The sequence below is a fragment of the Mycobacterium basiliense genome (assembly GCF_900292015.1).
GTDB classification, from domain to species: Bacteria; Actinomycetota; Actinomycetes; order Mycobacteriales; family Mycobacteriaceae; genus Mycobacterium; species Mycobacterium basiliense.
Genome location: NZ_LR130759.1, coordinates 3,147,446 through 3,159,769 on the forward strand (window position 1 = coordinate 3,147,446; position 12,324 = coordinate 3,159,769).

Here is a 12,324-nt window from a genome sequence, read left to right on the forward strand (position 1 = left end):
ATCCAAATTACGAACGTGGATAGTGCGTGCCGAGCTTTCGGCCCCGGGAGGATGTCGTTTGATGAGAGCATACACAGTTGCAGTTGCCGGTGACACAAGAATTCTGTGACCGCCGGCATTTAGATGGGTGTTGTGAGGATGCTAGAGCCCGGAACTTTCATACATGTGATGTGGTGGTCTGTTCGGTTGGAACTACGACTTCAATACCGTTCATTTCGATCGCGGTTCGCGGCGATGGGCTCAGTCAGCGGGCTCTGCCGGTTCCTCAGACCCGCCCTAGCCCCAGTTGACGTGCCGCAGCGTATCGGCGAGCGGTCGTGACCCAATCGCGTTGCGGCCTCAGCATCGTCGCGCAAGGTGTACTTTGTGCCCGTGGCGGTCGAGGGTGCATTATCGATAGCTGGCGCCAGCACACGCCATCCCCTTGGTGTGCGGCGGGGGGTCCAAATCGCAGATGTGAATGTTTACAATCGCTTTCGCGTCACAGTGTCTAGGTGGCTACGGCCGACCGGCCGGGCCGGGTGGCTCCCTAGGACAACTGGCCCAGCAGCGAGAATGGCCCTCTCGAACGTCCAGGATAGGCAATAATGCTGACACGGAGCCGACGCGAGGGACACGGCGGGCAATCTGGACCGCGGGCCAAGCCTTGGATCGTTTGGCGCGCTTCGGACCTGGCTTCGTCAAGTGTCGTCGTTCGTTGATCGTTGTCGGAATCTATAAGCGGAGGATCTGCGGTGGCGAGTCAGGAAGAACTCCACGACTACCTCAAGCGCGTCGTGGTGGAGTTAGAGGAGACGCGTCGGCGATTGCGGGACGTCAAGGCGAAAACGCATGAGCCGGTAGCCATCGTCGGTATGGCGTGTAGTTATCCCGGCGGGTTGGACTCGCCTGAGGACTTGTGGTCTGCCGTGGTCGAAGGTCGCGATCTGATATCGGAGTGGCCGACCGACCGCGGTTGGGAAATCAACGGTTCGCCCGACTGTGATGCCGACCTCGCCTGGAAATCGTACGTGCGGTTCGGCGGCTTCGTATCCCACGTCACCGAGTTCGATGCAGACTTCTTCGGGATCGGCCATGCAGAGGCTTTGGCCATGGACCCGCAGCACCGATTGCTGCTCGAATCGACTTGGGAAGTGTTGGAGCGAGCCGGTATTGATCCGTCGACTATTCGCGCAAGCGGCACCGGGGTTTTTGTCGGCATGCCGCCCAACTCTCACTCGAACGTGGAGATCCTGACTGAAGACCCGCATGGAGTTCGTCCCTTCCTGATGACCGGCCAATCGCTGAGCATGGCCGTTCGCCGGATCTCGTATTTCTTCGGCTTCGAGGGACCGGCCATGGTCATCGACACCGGGTGTTCATCTTCATCCGTGGCGATACATGAAGCCGTGAAATCGCTGCGGATGGGGGAATGCTCGTTGGCACTGGCCGGAGGCGTGACAGCAATGTCAACACCACTAGCCTTTGCCGGATTCGGGGGAGGCCTTGGACTTGCTCCTGACGGGCGGTGCAAGTCATTCGCGGCAGCAGCGGACGGCATAGGATGGGGCGAGGGTGTTGGGATGCTGCTGTTGGAACGGCTATCGGATGCGCGCAAGAACCGGCATCCCGTGCTGGCGCTGGTGCGGGGTTCTGCAGTCAATCAGGACGGGGCCACCAACGGCCTTACAGCACCGAACGGTTTAGCTCAGCAGCGGGTTATCAAGCAGGCGTTAGCCAATGCCCGCCTGGATGCGGCAGCGGTGGACGTGGTCGAGGGACATGGCACGGGGACGATGCTCGGTGACCTGATCGAAGCAGATGCCCTGGCGGCGACATACGGCCGAAACCGGCAACAGGGTCGTCCGTTGTGGCTGGGGTCCGTCAAATCGAACATCGGCCACACTTCGGCAGCGGCCGGTGTCGCCGGGGTCATCAAGATCGTCGAGGCCATGCGCCATGGAATCATTCCGCCGACTCTGCACGCGGACGAACCTGCTCAGTATGCCAATTGGTCAACGACAGGCGTTCTGCTAGCTACTGAGCCCCACCCGTGGCCGCAGAAGGACGGTGCGCGTCTGGCGGGAGTGTCAGCATTCAGCATGAGTGGCACCAACGCGCACTTGATCGTCGAAGAAGCTCCCCGGTCGCCTACTGCGATGGATGACATAGCTGACGCCCCAGGCGAAAGTCTGGAACCGATCGTGTCATGGGTGGTGACCGCGAAATCCGCTGAGGCGCTGCCGATGCAGGCCGCACGCATGTTAGCGCAACTCAAGCAGAATGGTGACTTTCGTCCAGTCGACATCGCGTATTCGCTTGCCAGTTCCCGAACACAGTTCGACCATCGAGCAGTTGTAGTAGGCCGTGGTCGCGATGAGCTGCTCGACGGCCTGCGATCGCTGGCAGCGGGCGAGGCGTCATCGGCGATCCTACGTGGACTGGCCAACGTGTCCGCGAGAACTGCGGCAGTGTTTCCGGGCGAAGGCGCGCGACTCACAGGTGTGGGAAGCCAGCTGTACTCGAGTTTTCGAATGTACGCCAATGCATTTGATGAGGTGTGTTCCATCTTTGATGAACAGATGGAAGTCCCGCTGCATGACGTGATATTCGCCGATGGCGAATCAGACACTGCCAGGTTGCTGGACCAATCCGCATATGCCAAGCCTGCGTTGTTTGCCGTCCAGGTTGCGCAATTTCGGCTCGCGGAATCGTGGGGGTTTCGGCCGGATCTCATACTTGCGAACTCCACTGCTGACGTCATCACCGCTACATACCTTGCTGGCGTCTGGTCGCTGGCGGATGCCTGCATGCTCGTTGCAAGCCACGCCAGGCCCTCGACGGAGCTTTCAGCGATTTGTCATCGGCTGACTTTCCGAGTCCCGACGATGGCAATCATCGCGGGCCAATCGGGCGATGTGGTTGATCCGTCTCTGTTTCGCTCCCAAGAGTATTGGATCAGGCAGTCGCAGGGGCCGGCTCGTCTTGACGATGCGATCCGTCGCGCACGCGCCAAAGAGGGCATCGCCAACTTTCTGGAGTTTGGTCCGACCCGTGAACTCACCACCGTGATTCCAGATAGGGTCGCACCCGATGCTGTGCCGGACGCCCAAGGCGGCACCGGAGCGGTGACAATCGCACCGCTGCTGCGACCCGACACCGACGAAGTCATCTCGTTCGTGACCGGGCTGGCCAGGTTGTATGTCGCCGGTACGCCGATCGACTGGACTGCCGCACACGCGAGCTGGGGTGCACGACGAGTTGATTTACCTACCTACGCATTCCAGCGGAAGAGGCTATGGCTCAACCCGGCCCTCAATGTCGAAGCATGGGTGGGGGATTCGGCTGTTGTTCGAGAGCATAGACCGAAGGCGGGCGGCAGGGCGTCGTTCGATCCGGTCCGTACCGATACCGAACGAACCCTGGCAATCGCCATCGAGCAGCTTCTTGGCGTCACCCAGGTCGGGCGGACCGATGTGTTCTTGGCCCTCGGTGGCGACAGTGTCGGCACGTTACAACTGGCCGCCCGAGTGCGTGAAGAAGGTCTGCCACTTACCCCCCAGATGGTCTTCGAGCACCCCTCCGTCATGCAACTGGCCGCCGCATTAGACGACACCATTCGCGAGGACACCGAAAGGGGGGAAAGCACAAGCGCTATCGCTCTTGCCGAAACCGACGTGCGGCACCCGCCGATGAGCACATCTGGACTGTCGCCCTCCGACCTGGCCGCTCTACGAGAGCGTCATCATGCGGCAGGCATCGACGACGTGATGATGCTCAGCCCGCTTCAGCAGGGTCTGTTTGCGTTTGCGATGCTCAACGGCGGTGGGTCCAGCGACCCGTACCTGCTCGGCCTGACGATCGACGTGTGTGGGCCACTGGATCCCGACCTGTTGCGTACCTGCGCGCTAGCGATGCTGAACCGCTACCCGAACCTACGGGCCCGATTTGTCAGCCACGGCCTGCCCAACCCAGTACAGGTGGTGCCATCTGACTTCGATCTGCCATGGCGGCACGTCACCGCCACGCAGGAGATGGTCACCGTACTGGAGGACGAGGAACGCCGCGGCGGATTCAACCTCGAACAGGGCCCCGCTATCCGTTTCCTGCTCATCGAATTGCCGGACGCCCATTGGCGACTCCTCATCACTATCCACCACATCGTGATCGACGGGTGGTCAGTACCGATCTTGGTCAGGGAGCTGTTCACTCTGTATCTGCTAGGCGGCAATGTCGACTCACTGGGTCCTGCACGGCCCTACCGTGACTACATTGGCTGGCTGGCTCGACGCGACCCGGCGCCAGGCGAACAGCTTTGGCGGGAACACCTCGCCGGTCCGATTGCACCAACCCTGTTGGTGAGGGCGTTGAGCGGCAGCACAGGTGCGTGCCCGAGCGATCAACCCAAGCACTCGGCATTGAGTTTAGACAAGGACGCGACCACTCGCCTGGTCGACGTCGCCCGAAGTTGCGGCGTTACCGTGAACACACTCGCGCAGGTCGGGTGGGCGCTGGTGTTGTCATCGCTGACCGGCCGCGATGACGTCGTCTTCGGGGTCACGGTATCGGGCCGGCCCGCCGACCTGTCCGGCGTCGAGTCGATGGTCGGCCTGTTTATCAACACGGTGCCATTGAGAGTCCGACTTAACCCGAAAGCGACTGTAGCTGAGCAATGTTCGATCGTACAGCGAGATTCGGCACGGCTGCGTGAGCACTGCTATTTCAGTAGCGCGCGGCTGCGTCAGCTGGCAGGAGTCGGCGACCTGTTCGACACCATGATCTCATTCGAGAACTTCCCGATCATCGGGTTGGGCAGCGAAGAACCTGGCTCCCAGGAACTGAATCTCCGCCCCGCGGTTGGGCTTGCCCCAAGGACGCACTTCCCGATCACCATCATGGCCAACCTGACCGACGGCCGGCTGACGCTGACGCTAGATGCTAGCGCAGCTGTCACAGCAACCACGGATTTGGACGTCGCAGACCTGTCCGCACGGATGCGGCGGGCCTTGGTGGCGTTGAGCGCCAATGCGACTCGGTCGTTGTCCTCGATAGATCTGCTCGATGAGAGTGAGCACGCGCGTTTGGACGCGTTCGGCAACCGCGCGGTTTTGACCCAACCACCAACCCCGACATCGATTCCGGTGGTGTTCGCTGCGCAGGTGGAGCGAACGCCAGACGCGGTGGCCCTGACCTGCGATGGCCGGTCCATGACCTATCGTGAGCTTGATGAGGCGGCCAACCGGTTGGCGCATTCGTTATGCGAACGCGGTGCAGGTCCGGGAAAGTGTGTGGCGCTGCTGTTGTCACGTTCAGCCGAAGCGATCGTGGCGATCTTGGCCGTGCTCAAGAGCGCGGCGGCCTACCTTCCGATCGACCCGGCGTTGCCGGCAGCGCGGATCCAGTTCATGCTCGCCGATGCGGCCCCGGTCACAGTGATCACCACCGCCGATCTGGCTGATCGACTCGACGGGCTCGCCGTGCGGGTCCTCGATGTCAATGACCCGGCAGTTGCTGCCCAGCCCCGTACCGCATTGCCGGCACCTGCCCCTGACGACATCGGCCACATCATCTACACCTCAGGCACCACCGGTGCGCCTAAGGGGGTCGCGGTGGCCCAGCGGAGTGTCACCGAGCTGTTCGACTCATTGGACGTCGGGTTTGACCTTTCGGCGGCACAAGTGTGGACCCAGTCTCATTCCTATGCCTTCGACTACTCCGTGTGGGAGATCTGGGGTGCGCTGCTGCACGGCGGCCGACTGGTGATCGTGCCCGAATCGGTGACTCGCTCGCCGGAAGACTTCCGCGCGTTGTTGGTTGCTGAACAGGTCACTGTTCTGAGTCAGACTCCGTCGGCGGTAGGGGTGCTCGCTCCCGAGTGGCTAGAGTCGGCAGCATTGGTGGTCGCCGCCGAACCGTGCCCGGCCGAGGTGGTGGACCGCTGGGCGCCGGGGCGGGTGATGGTGAACGGCTACGGCCCCACCGAAACGACGGTGTATGCAACGATATCCGCGCCATTGCAGCCTGGTTCGGGTCCGCCGCCGATTGGTTCGCCAGTGCCGGGGGCTGCCTTGTTTGTCCTGGATCAGTGGTTGCGCCGGGTCCCGGCCGGTGTAGTCGGTGAGTTGTACGTGGCCGGCACGGGCGTTGGAGTCGGGTATTTGGGCCGGGCGGGTTTGACCGCATCGCGGTTTGTGGCCTGCCCATTCGGGCCGGCTGGGTCCCGGATGTATCGCACCGGAGACCTGGTGCGCTGGCGTCCCGATGGACAGCTGGATTATTTGGGACGCGGGGACGAGCAAGTCAAGGTGCGTGGTTTTCGCATCGAGCTCGGCGAGGTGCGTGCGGCCCTGGCTGCACTCGATGGGGTCGAGCAGGCGGTGGTGATCGCTCGTGAGGACCGTGCTGGTGTCAAACGTCTCGTGGGCTATGTAATCGGAACCGCCGATCCGGCGAAGGCCCGCGCCGCGCTGGCCGACCGGCTACCGCCGTACATGGTCCCGACCGTGGTCGTGACGTTGGAGACGCTGCCGTTGACAGTCAACGGCAAACTCGACATCCGTGCCCTTCCAGCACCGGACTACCACGACGCCGGTGGGCGACTCCCCGGCACCCGCACCGAGGAGATCGTCGCCCGCATCTACGCCCAGGTACTAGGCGTGGAACGGGTGGGAGTAGACGAATCGTTTTTCGATGTGGGCGGAGACTCATTGCTGGCGATACGCGTCGTCGCCGAGATAAACAAAGCGTTTGATGCGCACCTTCCTGTTCGCGCCTTGTTCGGCGCGCCCTCTGTTAGCAGCTTGAGTGAACAGTTGGACAATCCAGCCTGTCCAACAGAAGAATTGGTTCCCGTTGAGTTTTTAGCGCAGGGCCATGGGGAACCCTTGTTCTGCATTCATCCGGGTGTGGGAATTAGCTGGCCATATCGGGCGCTGGGTAGGTATCTGAATTGCCCGATTATCGGTATCCAACAAGTGCGGCAAATTGGTGAAATTGAGCCAGTTTCAACTCGCGACATGGCTAAGAACTATGCCGATCGACTGCAAGCGATTCATCCCACCGGACCCTACAGTCTTCTCGGCTGGTCCGCTGGCGGGGTCATAGCCCACCAGGTCGCCATTGAGCTTACTCGGCGCGGATGCGTTGTCCAACACCTGATCCTCCTGGATTCCTTTCCGAGGGCTATCAGCAGCGGCGACATTCCAAGCGACAACTCGATTTTGGAAGGTCAAATCAGGGCAAATGCCTTGCGTTTTTTGTTTGATATCGATATTCCCGAACAATCAGCCCCGCTGAGCTACGAGCAGGCAGAGAAGTTGGTAGCACAAAAACCAAGCGATGAGTCAGCGTTGGCCGAATTCGCCGTGACCGGCGATGTCCTGCACTTTATCTTTCAGAGCCTCCAGACGAACATTTTATTCGCTTTGGAACACACACCCGATGTCTATGACGGTGACATCGTCATATTCTCCGCGACGCAGAATATGCTTCCCGCCACCCAAACCGAGACGACATCTCAAATTGCTGACAGCCCATCCTTGTGGCACAGCTGGCGACCGTATGTGACCGGCAACATCATCGAACACTCGATCGACTGCAAACATCAGGAAATGCTGAACGCCAAGCCGCTCAGTACCTACGGCGATCGGCTCAAATCATTACTAGACGGACACTAGCGAGCGTTGCGCTCCGCGCGGTTGCTCGCTGAGCCGGCAACAAATCCGCTGCCACACATGCGTTCCCGTGGTCATATCCCGCCGCAATAGGTGAGGCTCGCATCCACTTTGGAGCAATCGGGGACACTTTGAGCGTGGAGGCACGATCCACCTGTCGGACAGACCAATTGACAGCCGATACCGTCGGCGTCGACTGAGGGATAGCATCTCGATAAGAGGACCTTCCATGAGTTGTCAGGTGAGCGCCCACCGAAGAGCACCGCGTAATCACGTGTGCACCGGGGTCGAGAAGCGCTCGCGCACACCGGTTTTCGAATAAGACCAGGCCATCTGCCGACGCCAGTGCGTTTTGCATGGTGTTTTGTACGAGTCCGGCGATTTTGACAGTGCTTCGCTGCGCCTAGGCGTGCCTAATTGGGTGCGATGCGACCGGCCGGTTTGGCGGCGTACTAGACACGGGGAGGTGCCGCGATGTCGTTTGTGAGTGTGTCGCCGGAACTGGTCGCCGCCGCGGCGTCAGAATTGGCGCATCTAGGGTCGGCCATCGGTGCGGCCAACGCGGCCGCGGCGGGGTCGACGACGGTGATGATGGCAGCGGGCGCCGATGAGGTATCGGCGGCGATCGCGGCGTTGTTCGGCGAACATGCACGGGCCTATCAAGCGCTCGCCGCGCAGATCTCGGGCTTTCATACCCAGTTTTTGGACGCCTTGGCCTCCGGTGCGGGCATGTACGTTACCGCCGAAGTCGCCAATGCACAGAAAAATTTGATGGACACAGTCAACGCCTCCACCCAAGGGTTATTGGGGCGCCCGTTGATCGGCGACGGGGCAGATGGGACAGTCCCCGGTCAAGCTGGCGGGCCCGGCGGGTTGTTGTACGGCAATGGCGGTAACGGTGGTCCCGGTGCGGCCGGTGGTGATGCCGGGTTGGTCGGCAATGGTGGGGCCGGTGGCAGCGGGGTCGGTCTCGGTCTTGTCGGCGGTGCCGGCGGTAACGGCGGGTGGCTGTATGGCAACGGCGGGACGGGTGGCGCCGGCGGGGCAGGCGCCACCGCAGGCGCCAACGGAGCTGCTGGCGGGGCCGGGGGACCGGCCGGGCTGATCGGTTCCGGCGGGGCCGGCGGCCATGGTGGGTCCGGGGCGCCGGGTGCCGCCAGCGGGCTCGGCGGGGCCGGCGGGGCCGGTGGAGTAGGGGGAAGCGGGGGTTGGTTGTACGGCCAGGGTGGCGCCGGCGGGAACGGCGGGACCGGCGGCCACGGCGGCGCGGCTACCGCGGCCGGCGCTGTGGGTGGGGCCGGCGGCGCCGGCGGGGCCGGTGCTGCCGGCGGGGGCACCGGGCTGATCGGGACCGGTGGAGCCGGCGGGGCCGCTGGCAACGGGGGCGACGGTGGTTCCGGCGGCAACACCTCCGGTGCCGGTGAGACCGCCCGTCCCGGCGGAGAAGGCGGAGTCGGCGGCGCGGGGGGTAACGGAGGTGCCGGTGCGTGGCTATTCGGGGCCGGCGGGGCCGGCGGGGCCGCCGGCAACGGCGGAACGGGCGGCACCGGCGGTGCCGGCACCAACGCTGGTGATGTCGGCGCGGCCGGCGGGACAGGAGGTGCAGGCGGGGTCGGTGGTGGCGGCGGCGGTGGCTGGCTGTTCGGCAACGGGGGCACCGGCGGGGCCGCAGGCGACGGCGGGATGGGAGGCACCGGCGGCACCGGAGAAGGCCCCGGTGCCGGCGGTAGCGGCGGGGCAGGCGGTGTCGGTGGCGGTGGTGGTGGCGGCGGCTTGCTGTCCGGCAACGGCGGGAGCGGCGGGACCGCGGGCAACGGGGGGAGCGGCGGCAACGGCGGCGACACTTTAGGCCTCGGCAACGACGGAGGCGCCGGTGGCACCGGCGGTACAGGTGGCGTTGGTGGCTGGGGTGGTGCCGGTGGGTGGCTGTCCGGCGACGGTGGAACCGGCGGAGCGGCCGGCAACGGCGGTAGCGGTGGCATCGGCGGAAATAGCTCATACCGCAATGGCGGCGCCGGTGGGGCCGGCGGCGCCGGCGGCTTCGGTGGAGGTGGCGGTGCCGGCGGGTGGGTGCTCGGCAACGGCGGCAACGGCGGTGCGGCCGGCAACGGCAGCGGCGGTGGCACCGGCGGCATCGGCGGCACCGGTAACAACGCGACTGGCGACGGCGGGGCCGGCGGGGCCGGCGGCACCGGCGGCTTTGGTGGTGGCGGTGGTGCCTGCGGGTTGCTCTACGGCGACGGCGGAACCGGCGGAGCGGCCGGCAACGGCGGAACCGGCGGCGATGGCGGCCGCAGCTTCGGCAACAAAGGCGACGGAGGCGTCGGCGGGGTCGGCGGGTTCGGAGGCGTCGGAGGCACCGGCGGTGCCGGCGGGTGGGTGTTCGGTAGCGGCGGTGCCGGCGGTGCCGCCGGCAACGGCGGCGCGGGAGGCAACGGCGCCACGAGCTTCGGCATTGACGACGGTGGGGCCGGTGGGGCTGGCGGCGCTGGCGGGCTCGGCGGAGGTGGTGGTGCCGCCGGGTGGCTGTACGGCAACGGCGGCAACGGCGGGGCCGCCGGCAACGGCGGCGCGGGAGGCAGCGGCGCTTCCAGCACAGGTGACGGCGACGGTGGAGCTGGTGGGGCTGGCGGCGCTGGCGGATTCGGCGGAGGTGGTGGTGCCGGCGGGCGGGTGTACGGCAACGGCGGAGCCGGCGGGGCCTCGGGCAACGGTGGCGCGGGCGGCGGTGGCGGCACCAGCACAGTAGCTGGCGGCACCGGCGGCGACGGTGGGGACGGCGGGGCCGGAGGCGCAGGCGCAACAGGTGGGGCGGGCGGGATGATCGGCAACGGCGGGGCCGGCGGGGCCGGCGGCACCGGCGGCACCGGCGGGGCCGGCGGCCCCGGCAAGAGCGTCGATGGCAACCATGGCGCCGATGGCGCCGGCGGCACCGGCGGAAACGGCGGCGACGCCACGTGGATCGGGGACGGCGGCAACGGTGGGGCCGGTGGCGGTGGCGCAGTGGGCGGTATCGGGGGGAACGGCGGGCGGATATTCGGAAAATCCGGAGCGTCCGGACCGGCCTAACCAATTCCTAGTGTTTCCGATCCCACCCACCGGCATCGATCAGCCGCGTCAGCTCACAACACCTACACGTGTCGTCAACGCGCAGCTTCATGACCGGGGTGATGTTTTATGCCGGCGGCAAAACAAACATCATGCCGGTACCAATCGTGGTGACCGCGACCCGTCGCATTCGATCGCATTGTGTCGAAGTCCCGCCGCAAACGCCGCATTGGGTGCTAGCTTCGCCGAGAGACGATGGGCACGGAACTCGGTAGTAACTAGGTCATGGCCAACGCGGCCTAGCCTCACTTCGCGCTGCCACACCAGCACGAATACAGAATATTAGAGGAAAGGAAGCGACGATGGGCGTCTTCTCCGCGCCGGAGAAAAGGAACAACGAACCCCGCAGAACTCCGGATCGTGCCGGCTCAGCCCTCGTCCCGTTCTCCTGGGGTTCATCGGGGGGCACCGACGACCAACTGATTCAGCGCCTAAGCGAGACGACTCTCCAACTCAGCCGAGTCGTCGGCCATGTGGTGGTGGTAGACGACGGAAGCGGGCTGACCTTTACGGCGGCGGATATCCCCGGGTGCGATCAGCTTGTCAGACTGGAGCGCAATGTCGGCAAGACCGAAGCCATCCGTGTTGGTTTGCGGGAACTGGTGGACAAAGAGGGCATCCACTACATCGTGCAATGTGATTGCGACCTTGATCAGCGTCCGTCCGACGCCTGGCTACTCGTCGACGCGTACCGTCGTATCGACCCCAATCGGGCGACCGGCCCGGTCTTGCTGGTGGGAGATAGGTATCCAAGCTACGCCAAAACATTTCGTTCGGACCCCTACCGGGCAGAACTGCTGCTGGCTAGCACGCTTGCCTGCCGACTGGGCGGCCTGAAACTGCGCGACCTTGTGTCGGGGTTTCGTCTTTTCTCGGTCGATTTTGCTAGACGCCACCTCGCGATGAGCAAAACCGATGGCTTCGGTCTCGAGATCGAACAGGCTGTCTGTGCCTATTTGTGCGACGCCGTAACAGGGAACATCCGCCTCTCTTGGTCGAGACCGCGCGCCAAGACCACAAAAGGCTGGAAAATTATCGAAGTGCTCGAGGGGATATCGATCCATGCCGACGCAATAAAAGCCAAGGGTTGGCAAGGCCGGCTGGTTGAGGCGTGGGCGTCCCGGATTCTTGCCAAGGTGAAGAAGACCAACCGCTCGGACTTCGGGTTGGGTCTTACCGTGCGTCGTTGACAACCTTACTGCCAAACTTCGCCGGGCAGGTGCGCCGTCGCGCCCAAACCCGTGTTCCTGCCGTTTGGGAGCAGCAACCGCTGATGATGCAAAGCGAGCGAGGGACATTCAAAACGTATGATTACCTGACATAATGTCGCTTATCGGTACTTAACCAATGCGAGCGAGTTGGCGTAGGCGAAAGGTGCGCCTGCCCGGCTTCTCACGCCCGACGATTGCCCCAGCGCCACGGACGATGTCTCGGCAGACGAAATTCCTTGGGCCGTACCCGAAGGTCGCCGGACCCGTGGTGGACTGGACTGGTCGGACCCACCGGGGCGGCGCCCAGCTACCTACCCCTTTCCCCGGGGCCACGCCGCCGACATTACGTCACT

General features: G+C 64.1%; 3 protein-coding genes. All 3 read left to right on the plus strand.

The features are described from left to right. The first annotated feature begins 734 nt into the window (after positions 1-734). The 3 genes from MB901379_RS13290 to MB901379_RS13300 all read left to right on the plus strand — a co-directional run bounded on the left by MB901379_RS13290 (position 735) and on the right by MB901379_RS13300 (position 11,950). Positions 735-7,655: a non-ribosomal peptide synthetase/type I polyketide synthase gene (locus MB901379_RS13290; protein WP_162334378.1), complete on the plus strand. Its 6,921-nt coding sequence runs from the start codon at positions 735-737 to the stop codon at positions 7,653-7,655. 471 nt (positions 7,656-8,126) lie between these two features. Continuing rightward, positions 8,127-10,721 carry a PE family protein gene (locus MB901379_RS13295; protein ID WP_158017115.1) on the plus strand — a complete coding sequence of 865 codons (2,595 nt, stop codon included), beginning with the start codon at positions 8,127-8,129 and terminating at the stop codon, positions 10,719-10,721. Positions 10,722-11,062: 341 nt separating this feature from the next. After that, on the plus strand, positions 11,063-11,950 hold the full coding sequence (locus MB901379_RS13300; protein WP_158017116.1) for a glycosyltransferase family protein: 888 nt from the start codon (positions 11,063-11,065) through the stop codon (positions 11,948-11,950). Positions 11,951-12,324 lie beyond the last annotated feature (374 nt).

Excerpts from the sequence above, each read along its gene's own strand:
- MB901379_RS13300 (WP_158017116.1), top strand. The coding sequence starts at position 11,063 with ATGGGCGTCTTCTCCGCGCCGGAGAAAAGGAACAACGAACCCCGCAGA.
- MB901379_RS13295 (WP_158017115.1), top strand. The coding sequence starts at position 8,127 with ATGTCGTTTGTGAGTGTGTCGCCGGAACTGGTCGCCGCCGCGGCGTCA.